This is a genomic window from Streptomyces sp. NPDC048623 (assembly GCF_040650755.1).
Classification (GTDB): domain Bacteria; phylum Actinomycetota; class Actinomycetes; order Streptomycetales; family Streptomycetaceae; genus Streptomyces.
Window position 1 is genome coordinate 1 of record NZ_JBEZHV010000018.1, and the last position, 14311, is coordinate 14311.

Genomic DNA, 14311 nt, shown 5'->3' on the forward strand with positions numbered 1-14311 from the left:
AACCCCCTCGAATTCAAACTCACCTTTAACGCTTTTTGGGAGGGGCGCCCCCGGGCGCGGGTGACCGCGGTCACCCGGGACGGCGTCCGTATTTCACTCCGAAGTCTGAGCACGGGTGGTCGGGATACCGAGGGCGACGGGCCGCCGTTCTGCAAGTCGAGCCGCGTCAGCCTGCTTGGTGCGGACGAACGTCAAGGTCATGTCGATGCCCTCGATCTCACCGAGCCACTGCTCCACCTCGGCTCGTTTGCGGCGGAGGAGCAAGTCCTTCTCGATCTCGGCAAGTCTCGGCAGCATCTTCGGGTTGACCTGCAGCATCGGGCAGCGGATGCAGGCGTGTTCATGCTGGCAGGGCGATCCGTAGGGACGAGCGCAGTTGCCGAGTTCGACCTTGCGCTTGTCGAAGTGTTCTTCGAACTCCTCCCACTCCTCGGATGTGACGTCGACGTACTCGTGCTCGGGACGCATGGCCCGGCGATTGTTCAGGAACGCCTGGTAGTGCTGGACGATGTCCTCGGCGAAGACCGCGACATAACCCTGAGTGGTCTGGAGATTCAGGTGCCCGAGCAAGGCCGCACCAATGTGGATCGGCAGACCGCCGTTGACGATGTCGGTCGCGAAGAGCCGGCGGAAGTCGTGCGGGGTGAACTTGGTGCCGGCGAAGGCCGGGTTGGTCTCGGCGATCTCCTCACAGCTCCGTCCGATCATGTTGAGGACGGTGGCGGGAGCGATGACTCCGCGGACGGTGCCGATCTGCCGCTGAAAGAGGAACGGCATGGGGTCTGACCAGACCTTTTCGTGTCCGTCGTAGCGGCTGACGAGCGGAATCGCCTGTCCGTTGCGGGTCTGCCGACGGATGATCTGGGCGACGGCATGGAACAGCTCGGCGGACATCGGGATCACCCGTTCGCGTTCGCTCTTCGAGGGAGCGACGACCAGGAGGGCGATGACCTCGCCATTGGGTCGTTCGTATTGACGGATGCTGAGGTGCGTGAGCTCGACGAGTTCCTCGACCCGGATGCCGCTGTGTCGCAGGATCTCGACGGCCACCCACTCCCAGAACGCCGACTCCTCGGCCATGGTCACGTGAATCAACTCGCCCGTGTCGTCGGTGATCCGGACGGTCGGCTCGGCGAGGATCTTCGCCCGGCGGCGGTCTTCGCGGGAGTTGGTGCGTGTGTAACGGCGGCCCTGGTGTTCGAAGGACTCGCCGAGCGGAACGGGACTGGCGGCCTCCAGCAGGCTGGCCAGCCGCTCGTGACGCTCCTCGACGTGCCGGACGAGGACCGGCAGCAGGGGCTGGCGGACACGGGTGCGATCGGCCATTCGCCGGTTGACCTCGCGGCGCCGCTTGCCGAACCCCTTCAGGTCCCGGGGCAGGATCGGGCAGGGGGTCACCCACTGGGCCCACCGTTCCGGCTCGGCCACGGCCCAGCTGTGGAGGTCGACATAGAGGCCGCGGACAGCCAGCAAGACGGACGCGGGGTCCTTGCGGAGCTTGGTCCGGTTGGTCTTGCCGTTCCGGCGCCAGTACTGGATCTCGGCCCGCCACTGGTCGTAGAGCTCCTGGCTGAGGTTCAGGTCCTTCTGACCTGGGCTGATCTCCTCGATGACGGACCAGAAATGGCCGGCCAGGTGGCGGGCAAGACCTTGAAGCGTGACGTAGTCCGTGTCCGATCGGCGCCGGACCAGGTAGTCGATCAGGAGCTGGCGGACCTCCGCGTTCTGGATGCTGTAGAGGTCGACGAGTTCCTCGACGCTTCGCTGGCCGTTGTAGATGAACGTCCGCAGGGTCGGGGCCGTCCCGGGCGGGAAGTGCCCCATCTTGTGCAGGATCTCCCAGGCGCCCAGGGCCGCGAACCTGGTGTGGTCTCTGTTCGCGCCGTGCGTCAGGCCCAGACGCTTGTTCTCCAGCGAGTAGTGCAGCAGCGCCGAAGGGGTCAGATGCTCCAGGTCGATGCCCTGCGTGGTCAAAGCGCAGGTCAGATCGAACTTCGCCCGGTGCCGATGCACCGCCGTGAGGTGCCGCTGAACATCGACCGTCTCGAAGAACTCGTCCAGCCCAGGGTCCTTCTGGACCTGCCGGAACGGCTCGGCGTAGTCGATGAACTTGTTCGCCCGGAACCCGGAGATCGAGGGCTGGATGATCCGCGCTGCGAACGCCATCCTCAGCGCGGAGGTCAGGTTGCTCTTGTCGTAGCGGACCTCCTGACGGCCCAGGACGCTGACCGGCGTCGCGTCCTCGTCGTTGAAGCCGCTGGCCTCCCAGCGCTCTTGCCAGGTGTCCCCGGGCAGTTTCGCCAGGTGCCGGAACAGCATCCGGACGCCGGCCCGGCGCTTCTCCGCCCCGGACCGTGTCTGTCCCGGCCAGACCACCCGGGCAAGATCACACAACTCGGTGATACCGGCCCTCGACAGGTCCCCGAAGGGTGCCGGGGGCTTCTCAGGCCGAGGTGCCGGCGCCGCCTTCACCGAGGCGCTGCTGAACCTCGTCGGCTCCTTCGGCCTGGGGGTCTCGGAGTAGTTCGTGCGCCGGTTGCGGACCGTGTAGGTGTCGACTGTCGTGCGGCTAGGCACCGAACACCGCCTTGATGTCGTCAGGGTCGTAACCTGCGGAGAAGGTCCGCTGGACCCGGGGCCGGTTGTAGTGGGCCTGGAGGGCGTCGAAGAGGTCCTCGACGCGGGCGTTCAGGTAGCGGCCCGTGGTCGCCAGGTCGGTGTGCCGCAGGATCGCGCGGACCTGGGCGAGGGTGAGGTTGGGGTCGTTCGCCATGCGATTCGCTGCAGTGTGCCGCAGGTCGTGCAGGGTCCAGTTCGTGCCGAGTCTCGCGTTGACGCGCTGCAGGACCCGCCGCATCGCCCAGTAGGTCAGCGGCCGGTCCGGTCCTCGCAGCGTGCGGAGGACCGGCTCGTGGGCCGACGGAAGACCGATGCTGTCGAGGTAGGCGGCCAGAATCGTGAGTGCCTGAGGGCTCGCGGGGACGGGCTCGCGGTCGTCGGTGCCCTTGGTGACCACATAGATCAGCTGCTTGGCCCAGTCGATGTCGCCGGGGGTGACGCCGAGGAGTTCGCTGGCCCGGGAGCCGCTGGAGACATAGAGCAGGACGGCCGCCCTGTCCCTGTCGCAGGTCATCGCCTCGAACAGCTCGTCCCACATCGCGTCGGGGATCGACCGGGGATCGGTCTGCCGGACCCGTTGCCGCAGTCGGGCCCGCCGGAACGGCGGGATCTCACTGTCCTGGGCCCTGTGCGCCAGAGCCCGACGCTGGGCCACCGCCTCGGGAACCGGGTTCACCAGCGGACCCCGATTGTAGTGCCGGTGGTAGGCGTAGAAGCTGCAGACGACGGTCAGGCAGTGGTTGATCGTCCGTGGTGCATAGCCGACCCTGAGGTAGGGCTTGCCCGTGCGAGGGTTCACCGAGCCGGGTCGCGGAGCGTTCGGATTTCGGCGGCGGCGCTGCGGGTTCGGGGCCACCCGGAGCCACCCCACCAGGGCGGACGCTTCCGCTTCCGTCGCCCGATCCCACGGGACCCCGAGGAACCACAGCAGCCGGAACCAGCGCTGGAGATCGTACGCGTAGCTCCTGACGGTCAACGGCCGGTTGTCGTCCAAAGTGAGGCCCCGGAGGTATGGCACGACGGGCCCGACAACGGCTCCGTCACCGTCCAGGACGGCGTACAGCGGTATGGACTCCAGCTTGATGACCGAGCCAACACGGGGCACGTCGGCCCGGCCCTCGATCAGCTGGCGGTGCAGGTCTTGCAACACACACTTCCTTGCAGGTGGAGATCATCTCGCTCCATGATCAGAGACGATGGTGCAGTTAACACACCGGCTGCGGGTGGGGTGGGCGCCGGGTGGGAGTTCGCCGAGGACGAGTCCTTGTTCGGCGATGCGGCGGATGAGCGCGGCGTGGCCGCGGGGGTAGGGGACGTCGACGCCGCAGGCGAGGACGGCGACGGTGGCGCCGCCGGAGCCGAGGGCGCCGCGGTGGGCGGCGCCGTCGATGCCGAAGGCTGCGCCGGAGACGACGACCCAGCCGTTCTGGGCGAGGCCGGCGGCGAGGGTGGCGGCGGTGTGGGCGCCGTAGGGGGTGCAGGCGCGGGCGCCGACGAGGGCGACGGAGTGGAGGGCCCAGGCGCGGAGGTCGGCGGGGCCGCGGACCCAGAGGCCGATGGGGCGGGCGTCGGCGAGGTCGTCGAGTTGGGTGGGCCATTCGGTGTCGCCGGGGATGACGAAGCGTCCGCCGAGCCGGGTGACGAGGTCGAGGTGGTGTTCGGGGGTGGCGGTGCGGGCGCGGCGTCGCCAGCCTGCGAGGCGGGCTTCTCCGGTGCCGGGGAAGGCCTCGGGGTCGTGGGGCCCTGGGCCCGGCGGCCCTGAGGTGTCGGACTCCCAGAGACCGGGGTCCTCCGTCCGGCCGCCATCGCGCAGGAGGCGGAGGAATCCTGTGGCGCCGTGCCGGCGGAGGGCGCGGCCGGCGTGTTCGTCGCCGGGTTCGACGATGTGGGTGAGGGCGGCCCGGGCGAGGCGTTCCTCGCCGCGGGCGCCGTCGGTGTGCGCCTTCGCGCCGTTGTCCGCAACGTTCACGCCGTGTTCCTGAATGCCGTGTTCCTGAGTGCCGTGTTCCTGAGCGGGGTCGGGTGTCCGGGTCATGACCACTCCCCCGCCGCCGCGGGTACGGGGACGCCTCGGGCGATGCCGGTGCGGAGTTCGAGGGCGAGGGCGAGGTCGCCGGCGTCGGGGCGGTCGTGACCGGCGAGGTCGGCGACGGTCCAGGCGACGCGGAGGACACGGTCGAGGCCGCGGGCGGTGAGAAGACCCCGTTCGATGTCGCGTTCGGCGGCGGCGAGGGCGCCGGGGGCGGCCTGGTGGTGGGTGCGGAGTTCGTGGCCGGGGATCTCGCTGTTGACGGTCCAGGGGGTGCCGTCGAGGCGGGCGGCGGCGCGGGCTCGGGCTTCGCGGACGCGGTCGGCGACGGTGGTGCTGGGTTCGCCCCGGCCGCCGTGACCGAGGAGGTCGTTGCGGGTGACGGGTTCCACTTCGACGCGCAGGTCGACGCGGTCGAGGAGGGGTCCGGAGAGCCGGGCCTGGTAGCGGCGGATGAGGGAGGCGGGGCATTCGCAGCCGGCGCCGTGGAGGGTGTGGCGTCCGCAGGGGCAGGGGTTCGCGGCGAGGGCGAGGAGGAAGCGGGCGGGGAGGCGGACGACGCCGGCGGCGCGGGCGACGACGACGTGTCCGGATTCGAGGGGTTGGCGAAGGGCGTCGAGGGCTTTGGTACTGAATTCGGGCGCTTCGTCCAGAAAAAGTACACCGCGGTGGGCGAGGGAGACGGCGCCCGGGCGGGGCAGTCCGTTGCCGCCCCCGATGAGGGACTGCATGGTCGCGGAGTGGTGGGGCGCGCAGTAGGGCGGGCGGTGGACGAGGGGTTCGCCGGGCGGGAGGATCCCGGCGACGGAGTGGACGGCGGTGACTTCGAGGGATTCCTTGCGGGTGAGGGACGGGAGGATGCCGGGGAGCCGTTCGGCGAGCATGGTCTTCCCCGCGCCGGGTGGTCCGGTGAGCAGGATGTGGTGGCCGCCGGCGGCGGCGATCTCCAGGGCACGGCGGGCGGTGTGCTGGCCGGCGACGTCGGCGAGGTCGGGTCCGTCGGCGGGGTCGGCGGCGAGTCCGGTGCCGACCCCGGCACCGGGGACGAGGAGTCCGGCGAGCATGGGGTCGGGCCGGCCTTCCTCGTGGGGTTCCTCCTCGGGGACGGGTTCGTCGGCGAGGACGGCGATGAGCTGGGCGAGGGTGCGGACTCCGAGCACGGAGACGCCGGGGACGAGGGCGGCTTCGCCGGCGGTCTGTTCGGGGACGACGACGTGCCGGTAGCCGGCGTCGGCGGCGGCGAGGACGGCCGGGAGGACGCCTCGGACGGGCCGGACGCGGCCGTCGAGGCCGAGTTCGCCGATGAGGACCAGGTCGGCGATGCTGCGCGGGTCGATGCGTTCGGCCGCGCCGAGGACGGCCGCGGCGACGGCCAGATCGAAGCCGGATCCGCCCTTGGGGACGGAGGCGGGGCTGAGGCCGACGGTGAGTTTCTTCTGGGGCCATTCGGCTCCGGCGTTGACGATGGCGGCGCGGACCCGGTCGCGGCTTTCGGTGAGGCTCTTGTCGGGGAGGCCGACGAGGGTGAAGGCGGCGACACCGGCTTCGAGGTCGGCCTGGACCTCGACGACGACGCCTTCGACGCCGACGAGGGCGACGGAGCAGGTGCGGGCGAATCCCATCAGGCCACCCCCCGGGCGTGGGTGACGACGGGGGCGCCGCGGCGGGGCAGGACGACGCCGACGAGGTCGATGCGGACGGCGCCACCGCCGGGTCCGCCCGGTGGTCCGCCGTGCCGGTCGAGCCAGCAGGCGGCAAGGTGCCGGAGCCGCTCGGCCTTGCGTGGGGTGACGGCGGCCATGGGGTGCTCGAAGGCGCCGTCACGGCGGGTCTTGACCTCGCAGATGACGAGGGTGTCGCCGTCGCGGGCGACGATGTCGATCTCTCCGGTCCGGCCGCAGCGCCAGTTCCTGGCGAGGATGTGCAGGCCGGTGGCGGTGAGCCGGCGGGCGGCGATGTCTTCGCCGTACCGCCCGAGTGCTCGGGTTGCGTTCATTCGGTACCACCTCCGGCACCGACTGTGACGCAAAGTCACGCTGCGTGTGCGGGGCTGTGGACAGACCGCCGTCTGTGGACAACCCCGCCACTCCTTCGAGGGGTCTGCCGCCCCGCCCCGGAGTCGCTGTCGCGATCAGCTGCTGGGGAGCTCCAGGTCCGTCTTGTTGAGCTCCTCGATGTTCACGTCCTTGAAGGTCAGGACGCGGACCTGCTTGACGAAGCGGGCGGGCCGGTACATGTCCCAGACCCAGGCGTCGGCCATGGAGACCTCGAAGAAGACCTCGCCCTGGACCGAGTGCACCTGCATCTCGTAGTCGTTGGTGAGGTAGAAGCGACGCTCGGTCTCGATGACGTATTTGAACAGCCCGACGACGTCGCGGTACTCCCGGTAGAGCTTCAGCTCCATCTCGGTCTCGTACTTCTCGAGGTCCTCGGCGCTCATGGCATGTTCCCCTTCAGCCGTGCGTCCCCCTATTGTGCGCCAGTCGACCGGGCCCCTAAACGATTTCCGGGGCGAGATCGAGCGGCGGGCTCGGGGGTCCTTCGTCGAGCAGTGTGTCGAGCAGCTCGGCGAGTCTGTCGGGGTACACCGTCTCACGGGCCGCCGACAGTTCGGCGGAGGTCCACCATCTCAGGCCCGCGACGCTCCGGGCCTCCAGTTCGGTGAGGCCTCCGGGGGCGGTGGCGGTCTGGGTCGTACGGGCGAGGTAGTACTGCTCGTCCTGGGTCCAGCGGCGGCCAGCGAACGGGAACGAGCAGTGGCGCCGCCACAGCACGGGTCCGAGGGCGACATCGGTGATGCCGGTCTCCTCGACGAGTTCGCGCAGCGCGGCCTGTTCGTGGGTCTCGTCGCCCTCCAGGCCGCCGCCGGGCGTGAACCACCAGGTCTGTTCGGGGTCGTCGGGCTCGTACCCGTGGAGGAGGAGGATCCGGTCGTCGGGGTCGAGCAGGATGACCCGCGCCACCCGCCGGACCTCGGCCTCGTCGGTCTCCCGGGCGCCCGCGGCCGTCCCCCGGCCGTTCCCCGTCTCCGTCATGCGTTCACCGCGTTCCTCTCCCCCGCCCTCGCCTTCGGCGGTGCGGGCTTGCGGCCGCCACCGCCGAGGCGCCGGGCCACCGGCCCGTACGCGGCGCCCGCCAGGATCAGTACACACCCGGCGCCGATCGCGGTGAAGAGGGGCACGACCGGGCCGGGGCGGGAGATGCCGCCGGGCAGGGCGGCGAAGCCGGCGGGCCGTTCCAGGACGCTCTGGGAGGGCCAGGCGACGGCGTCGACCCGGCCGAGGACGGCGGAGCGCGGCACGGAGCCGTGGCCGGCGTCCTTGAGGTGGGCGCGGGAGTCCAGCGAGTTGTGCCGTTCGTCGCCGAGGAGGAAGAGGCTGCCCTCGGCCACGGTCGCGGTGAACTCCTCGCCGGAGGGGACCTTCCCGGCCTGAAGATACGGTTCCTCGACGGGCTTGCCGTTGAGGGTGAGGCGTCCGTCGGGCCCGCAGCAGGCGATGGTGTCGCCGCCGACGCCGACGACCCGCTTGACCATGGGCACGTTGCCCCACAGCGGGTCGGTGAAGACCACGACGTCACCGCGCTTCACGTCGGCGCCGTCGACGCGCTCCGCCAGGACCTTGGAACCGACGGCGAGCGTCGGGGTCATGGAGTCGCTGGGCACGGTGTACGGCTGGTAGAGCACGGCCCCGACGATGAAGCCGCCGAGGAAGAGCACACAGCCGACGGCCACGGCCAGCCCCGACAGAACACTGCCGAGGCGGCCATGGCCGTCCTTCGTACGCGGCGTGCGCGGCGTACGCGCGGTGTGCGACGTGGGCGGTGTGACGCTCATGGGCACCTCGGGTGATCCGCGGACCGCCCGTGCGACGGTCCGGGACGGCACCCTACCCGCGGGTCACCTCTCCGCGATATGGCGAACGGGCTCCCGTTCCAGGCGAGCGGTCTGCTTCCTGCGCCGCCACAGCACCAGCGGGAGCGCCCCGGTGAAGCCGAGGGCGGCGGGGGCCGCGGCCAGGGCCTGGCTGAGGCCGGGCTGGTCGAAGGTGTCCGGCACGGGCAGGGTCGACCAGCGGGTCACCGGCCAGGCGATGACCACGGCGCGGCCCACGACCTCGTCGTTGGAGACGGTGCCGCCGCCCTGGAGCTCCATGTGGAAGCGGGAGTCCAGGGAGTTCTGCCGGTTGTCGCCCATGACCCAGATGCGCCCCTCGGGGACCTTGACCGGGCCGAACGCCGGGTCGCAGGGCACCGAGCCGGGGTGCAGGTAGGCGCTCTCGTCGAGCTCCTTGCCGTTGACGACGACCTTGCCGCCCTCCTTGCAGGAGACGGTGTCGCCGCCGACCGCGATGACCCGCTTGATCAGGTCCTTCTCCTCGGCGGACGGCATGAGGCCGATGAAGCTGAGGACCTTCTGCACCACGTTCGGCTCGGGGGTGTTGGCCTCTTCCAGCCAGCCGCCCGGGTCGTGGAAGACGACGACCTCGCCGCGCTCCGGCTCCGAGCCGAACCACGGGGTGAGCTTGTCGACGAGGACCCGGTCGCCGCGCTGCAGCGTGTTCATCATCGAGTCGGACGGGATGGAGAAGGCCTGCACCAGGAACGTCTTGATCAGCAGCGCGAGCACGAGCGCGATGCCGATGAGCAGGGGCAGTTCCTTCCAGAAGGAACGAGGCCGGTTCGGACCGTGGCCGCCGCGCCCGGAGCGCTCGTCGTCCCCGTCGTCGCCGGAGCCGCCGTCGGCAAGGCCGTCCGCCGGACCCGTGCCCGGGTCCGTACCGTCCTCGCCAGGGCCTCGGTCAGGACCCTGCTCGGGGCTCTCGGGCCTCCTGTCGGGCTCGTCGTGCCCTGATCGCGCGCCGACAGCCAAATCCCCCACATCCACTCCTCAGTCCGTGCAACCGCCCGTCCCGGAACAGGGACAGGCCCACCACTCCCATAACGAGCAGAAGTTCCGCAGGGGTCGGGAGCCGGGGCAATCCGTTCAGATTGCGCTCGGACACACTATGCGACAGACCTGTGGATTCGGCCCCGCCCGCCCCGTCGTGCCCCGCGGTCTCCACATGATCCACGACCTTCACAGGATCGTCCCCGGCCGCCGCTCCGGTCCCCTTCGCCGCATCCGGTACGGAGGCGAAGGTCGTGCGCTCCTCCAGACCGCGCCAGTGGCCGATCGGCCAGGCGATGACCACGGCCCTGCCGACGACACGGTCCAGCGCGACGGTGCCGTGCTCCGGCTCGTCGAGGTGGAAGCGCGAGTCGGCGGAGTCGGACCGGTGGTCGCCCATGACGAAGATCCTTCCCGCCGGGACCTTCACCTCGAACGGAATGGTCGAGGGCGCGTTCCCGGGGTGCAGATACGGTTCGTCCAACGGTACGCCGTTGACGGTGAGCCGCCCGTCGGCGCCGCAGCACTTCACGGTGTCCCCGCCGACCGCGACGACCCGCTTGATCAGGTCCCGCTCGTCGGCCGACGGCAGCAGGCCGATGAACGTCAGCGCCTGCTTGAGCTGCTTGACGCCCACGGGATCGTCGGACGGCGGCGTGGCCTCGTGCTGGAGCCAGTTGCCGGGGTCCTCGAACACCACGACGTCGCCGCGCTCCGGCTCGGCACCGAACCAGGGCGTCAACTTGTCGACGAGCACCCGGTCGTCGATCCGGATGGTCTGCTCCATGGAGCCGGACGGGATCACGAACGCCTGCACCAGGAAGGTCTTCAGGACCAGCGCGATGAGAACGGCGACGGTGACGAGCAGCGGGATCTCGGTGATCGCGGAGCGCCGCCGGCGCCGCTTGACCTTACGGGCGAGTCTGCGCCGCTCGGCCCGCCCCGCGGGCGCGCGCCCCTCGCCGTCCGGCGCCCCGAACGCGCCGGAGGCGGCACCGGAGGCGCCTCGGCGGCCGGCGGGGGCCTTGCCCCGCCTACCCATGCCCGTGCCCGGCCCCGCCCGTCCAGTCCGGTACGGCGTCGAAGGCGTCGGTCTCCGGGACGGTGGTCCAGCGGCCTACCGGCCAGCCGATCCAGTCGGCGCGGCCGATGACCTGCTCGACCGGGACCACACCGCCGCCGGGCTGGCCGAGGTGGTCGCGGGAGTCGCTGGACTGGCTGCGGTGGTCGCCCATCACCCACAGGGTCCCGTCCGGGACGACGATGTCGAAGGGCACGTTCGACGGGCGGTCGCCGAGCATCACGTACCGCTCGGACACGGGGACGCCGTTGACGCTGAGCCGGCCCTTCTTGTCGCAGCAGACCACCCGGTCGCCGCCGGTGCCCACGACCCGCTTCACGAAGTCGGTCTCGTCGGGCTCGGCGAGACCGAGGGCGGCCGCCGCGTCGTGCAGCAGGCCGGTGACCGGGTTCCCGGCGGGCTGTTCCTGGAGGAAGGAGCCGGTGCCGTCGAAGACCACCACGTCACCGCGGCGCGGCTCATCGCCGAAACGGTACGCCAGCTTGTTGACGAGGATGCGGTCGCCGACCTGGAGGGTGGGCTCCATCGAGCTGCTGGGCACCAGGAAGGGCTGGAGCACGAAGTGGCTGAAGAGCAGCAGGAAGACCATGCACGCGAGGCCGATCAGTCCCGTACGCCGCCAGGTCAGCACCCCACCCGGCTCGTCCCCGTCCGGGGCCTGCTCCGAGGTCTGCCCCGAGGCCGCGTCCGGACCCTTCTCGGGCCCGGAAACGCGCGCGGAGCGCGACCGCTCCTCCTCGCCGGAGGAGCGGTCGCGCTCCGTGTGCTGTGCTTCGGTGTCCATCGGGGGCGAGCCTATCCCGCCACCCTGTAGGCCGATGCTCAGTTGTCGCGCTTCTCCTTGATCTTGGCAGCCTTGCCGCGCAGCTCACGCAGGTAGTAGAGCTTGGCGCGACGGACGTCACCGCGGGAGACGAGCTCGATCTTCTCGAAGATCGGGCTGTGCACCGGGAAGGTGCGCTCGACGCCGACGGAGAACGAGACCTTGCGGACCGTGAAGGTCTCGGAGACGCCCGAGCCCTGACGGCGGATGACGACACCCTTGAACTGCTGGATACGGGAGCGGTTGCCCTCGATGACGCGAACGTGGACGTTCACGGTGTCGCCGGGGCGGAAGGCCGGGACGTCGGAGCGCAGCGAACCGGCGTTGACCTGGTCGAGCAGGGAGGCCATGGAGGTCTCTTTCCTCGCTGATGCCACAGGTCATCAGCGGTACGTACGAATGGATGGAGATCGCCGTCCGTCTCTGGCGGCGTCGTTCCCCCTGTGGCAGGGGCGCGCGCCGGACGTACGGCAGCGGCCTATTCTTCCACGGGCCCGGGCCCGCGCCAAAATCGGCCACCGGGTTCGGGGGCCCAGCCGAGCATGGAGAGGATCTCCCGGTCCTTCTTGTCGAAGGCGGCGGGGTCGGTGCGCTCGACGAGGTCGGGCCGGTTGGCGACGGTACGTCGCAGGGCCTCGTCCCGCCGCCAGCGCGCGATCTTCCCGTGGTGGCCGCTGAGCAGCACGTCCGGGATGCCGCGGCCGCGCCACTCCGGGGGCTTGGTGTAGACGGGGCCTTCGAGGAGGTTGGCCATGGCGCCGGGGGCGAAGGAGTCGTCGCGGTGCGACTCGGCGTTGCCGAGGACGCCGGGCAGCAGCCGGGCGACGGCCTCGGTGATCACCAGGACGGCCGCCTCGCCGCCCGCGAGCACGTAGTCGCCGATGGACACCTCGTACACCGGCATGCGGGTGGCGTACTCGTCCATGACGCGCCGGTCGATGCCCTCGTAGCGGGCGGGCGTGAAGATCAGCCAGGGCCGCTCGGAGAGCTCGACGGCGAGCTCCTGGGTGAAGGGGCGGCCGCTGGGCGTGGGGACGACGAGGACCGGGCCGTGGGCGCCGGCCTCGAAGCCGTCGGCGAGGGTCTGGTCGAGGCAGTCGCCCCAGGGTCCGGTCTTCATGACCATGCCGGGGCCGCCGCCGTACGGGGTGTCGTCGACGGTGTTGTGGCGGTCGTACGTCCAGTCGCGCAGGTCGTGGACGTGGACGTCGAGCTGTCCGCGGGCGCGGGCCTTGCCGACCAGCGAGACGTTGAGCGGTTCGAGGTACTCGGGGAAGATCGTGACGACGTCGAGGCGCATCAGACGGTGTCCTTGCCGGAGTCGCCGGGCTCGCCGGAGTCGCCCTCACCGGAGGCGACCTCCGCCTCGGCGTCCCGCGCGGAGGCGACGACGGCCTGCTCGGCGTCGAGAAGTCCGGGCGGCGGGGTGATGACGGCGCGCTGGTTCTCCAGGTCGATCTCGGTGACGATCTCCGAGACGAAGGGGATCATGACCTCGCTGCCGTCGGGCCGCTCGACGATGAACAGGTCCTGGGACGGCAGGTGGGAGATCTCGCTGATCACGCCGATCTCCGTGCCGTCGGCGAGGACGACGTCGAGGTCGACCAGCTGGTGGTCGTAGTACTCGTCCTCCTCCTCGGGCAGCTCGTCGGGGTCGACGTCGGCGATGAGGAGGGTGTTGCGCAGGGCCTCGGCGGCGTTGCGGTCGGTCACTCCGGCGAAGCGCAGCAGCAGCCGGCCGCTGTGCACCCGGCCGGTCTCGACGGTGAGCGGCCCGGCGGCCGCCGGGTCGGTGTGCAGGACGGCGCCGGGGCCGAGCCGCAGCTCGGGCTCGTCGGTCCGCACCTCGACGGTGACCTCGCCCTTGATGCCGTGGGCGCGGCCGATCCGCGCGACTACCAACTGCACTGGTGAACTCTCCCCTTTTCGCGGCCGAACCGCCGCCGCTCTCGCGGAGGTGGTACCTCTCCGTCGTGGTTGCTCAATCAATGGTTGCTCTTGCCGGCGGGCAAAACGACTCAGGCCGGGGCGGGCGCGAAGCCCTCCCCGGCCCGTGCCGGTGTCAAACTTTCAGCGGACCTGGTCCACGTCGACGAGGTCGACGCGGATGCCGCGGCCGCCGATGGCACCCACGACGGTGCGCAGGGCGCGCGCGGTGCGGCCGTTGCGACCGATCACCTTGCCGAGGTCGTCGGGGTGGACCCGGACCTCGAGGACGCGGCCCCGGCGCAGGTTGCGCGAGGCGACCTGCACGTCGTCGGGGTTCTCGACGATGCCCTTCACGAGGTGCTCGAGAGCCTCCTCGAGCATGCTCAGGCCTCGGTCGACTCGGTGGACTCGGCCGCGGCCTCGTCCGCCTTCTTGTCAGCCTTCTTGGCCTTCGGGGTGATGGCCTCACCCTTGGCGTCGTCGCCCTCGAGAGCCTTCGCGAACTCGTCGAAGGAGGCGCGCTTGGCTTCCTTGGTCGCCGGGGCGAGCAGCGGCTTCTCCGGAGCGGGGAGGCCCTTGTGCTTCTGCCAGTCACCGGTGAGCTTCAGGATGGCGAGAACCGGCTCGGTCGGCTGGGCGCCGACGGACAGCCAGTACTGCGCACGCTCGGAGTCGACCTCGATACGCGACGGGTTGTACGTCGGGTGGTAGAGGCCGATCTCCTCGATCGCGCGACCGTCACGACGGGTGCGGGAGTCGGCGACGACGATGCGGTAGTGCGGCTGGCGGATCTTGCCGAGGCGCTTGAGCTTGATCTTGACTGCCACTGGAGTGGTGTCTCCTGAACTTGACGTGGTTGGGCACTTGAGATGCCACGTGGGGTTGCGGTACTCGGGTGCCCGATGGACGCGTCAGCCGGAGGAGAGAGGGGTCCTGTGCGAC

The 14311-nt window shown here is 70.6% G+C and carries 15 protein-coding genes and 1 pseudogene; all 16 read right to left on the reverse strand.

Going from position 1 to position 14311, the window contains the following annotated elements; genetic code table 11:
• Nucleotides 1–93: 93 nt before the first annotated feature.
• The gene (locus tag AB0C73_RS24195) at nucleotides 94–2376 is read right to left on the reverse strand and encodes a site-specific integrase (protein WP_362533704.1); all 2283 of its coding nucleotides are present in this window, start codon (nucleotides 2374–2376) and stop codon (nucleotides 94–96) included.
• 193 nt (nucleotides 2377–2569) lie between these two features.
• Entirely contained in the window at nucleotides 2570–3766 is a 1197-nt protein-coding gene (locus AB0C73_RS24200) for a site-specific integrase (RefSeq protein WP_362533707.1), read from the reverse strand.
• A 60-nt stretch (nucleotides 3767–3826) separates the two neighbouring features.
• Nucleotides 3827–4588, reverse strand: a pseudogene (locus AB0C73_RS24205) (DNA-processing protein DprA); the annotation flags it as partial.
• A gap of 62 nt (nucleotides 4589–4650) precedes the next feature.
• Nucleotides 4651–6270, reverse strand: a complete 1620-nt coding sequence (locus AB0C73_RS24210) for a YifB family Mg chelatase-like AAA ATPase (RefSeq protein ID WP_362533709.1) — start codon at nucleotides 6268–6270, stop codon at nucleotides 4651–4653.
• Entirely contained in the window at nucleotides 6270–6644 is a 375-nt protein-coding gene (locus AB0C73_RS24215) for a YraN family protein (RefSeq protein ID WP_362533712.1), read from the reverse strand. The genes AB0C73_RS24210 and AB0C73_RS24215 overlap by 1 nt, the downstream gene beginning before the upstream one ends.
• A gap of 135 nt (nucleotides 6645–6779) precedes the next feature.
• A complete protein-coding gene (locus AB0C73_RS24220) occupies nucleotides 6780–7088 on the reverse strand; it encodes a DUF2469 domain-containing protein (RefSeq protein WP_362533715.1) in 309 nt (102 codons plus the stop codon).
• A gap of 55 nt (nucleotides 7089–7143) precedes the next feature.
• Nucleotides 7144–7683 (reverse strand): NUDIX hydrolase, encoded by a 540-nt coding sequence (locus tag AB0C73_RS24225; RefSeq protein WP_362533718.1) that lies wholly within the window; start codon nucleotides 7681–7683, stop codon nucleotides 7144–7146.
• Entirely contained in the window at nucleotides 7680–8483 is an 804-nt protein-coding gene (gene lepB, locus AB0C73_RS24230; RefSeq protein WP_362533721.1) for a signal peptidase I, read from the reverse strand. Before lepB (AB0C73_RS24230) ends, AB0C73_RS24225 begins: the two co-directional genes overlap by 4 nt.
• 63 nt (nucleotides 8484–8546) lie before the next feature.
• Nucleotides 8547–9518: a signal peptidase I gene (gene lepB, locus AB0C73_RS24235; RefSeq protein WP_362534012.1), complete on the reverse strand. Its 972-nt coding sequence runs from the start codon at nucleotides 9516–9518 to the stop codon at nucleotides 8547–8549.
• On the reverse strand, nucleotides 9448–10578 hold the full coding sequence (gene lepB / locus AB0C73_RS24240) for a signal peptidase I (protein WP_362533724.1): 1131 nt from the start codon (nucleotides 10576–10578) through the stop codon (nucleotides 9448–9450). Before lepB (AB0C73_RS24240) ends, lepB (AB0C73_RS24235) begins: the two co-directional genes overlap by 71 nt.
• Nucleotides 10571–11401 (reverse strand): signal peptidase I, encoded by an 831-nt coding sequence (gene lepB, locus AB0C73_RS24245; protein ID WP_362533726.1) that lies wholly within the window; start codon nucleotides 11399–11401, stop codon nucleotides 10571–10573. The genes lepB (AB0C73_RS24240) and lepB (AB0C73_RS24245) overlap by 8 nt, the downstream gene beginning before the upstream one ends.
• Nucleotides 11402–11439: 38 nt before the next feature.
• The gene (gene rplS / locus AB0C73_RS24250; RefSeq protein WP_362533729.1) at nucleotides 11440–11790 is read right to left on the reverse strand and encodes a 50S ribosomal protein L19; all 351 of its coding nucleotides are present in this window, start codon (nucleotides 11788–11790) and stop codon (nucleotides 11440–11442) included.
• A 128-nt stretch (nucleotides 11791–11918) separates the two neighbouring features.
• On the reverse strand, nucleotides 11919–12740 hold the full coding sequence (gene trmD, locus AB0C73_RS24255) for a tRNA (guanosine(37)-N1)-methyltransferase TrmD (protein WP_362533732.1): 822 nt from the start codon (nucleotides 12738–12740) through the stop codon (nucleotides 11919–11921).
• Nucleotides 12740–13348 carry a ribosome maturation factor RimM gene (gene rimM, locus AB0C73_RS24260; protein ID WP_362533735.1) on the reverse strand — a complete coding sequence of 203 codons (609 nt, stop codon included), beginning with the start codon at nucleotides 13346–13348 and terminating at the stop codon, nucleotides 12740–12742. Before rimM ends, trmD begins: the two co-directional genes overlap by 1 nt.
• Nucleotides 13349–13510: 162 nt before the next feature.
• Nucleotides 13511–13750, reverse strand: coding sequence for an RNA-binding protein (locus tag AB0C73_RS24265; RefSeq protein ID WP_056566048.1), 240 nt, complete (start codon nucleotides 13748–13750; stop codon nucleotides 13511–13513).
• A 2-nt stretch (nucleotides 13751–13752) separates the two neighbouring features.
• Complete coding sequence (gene rpsP, locus AB0C73_RS24270) at nucleotides 13753–14196, reverse strand: 30S ribosomal protein S16 (protein WP_362533737.1); 444 nt, start codon at nucleotides 14194–14196, stop codon at nucleotides 13753–13755.
• Nucleotides 14197–14311 lie beyond the last annotated feature (115 nt).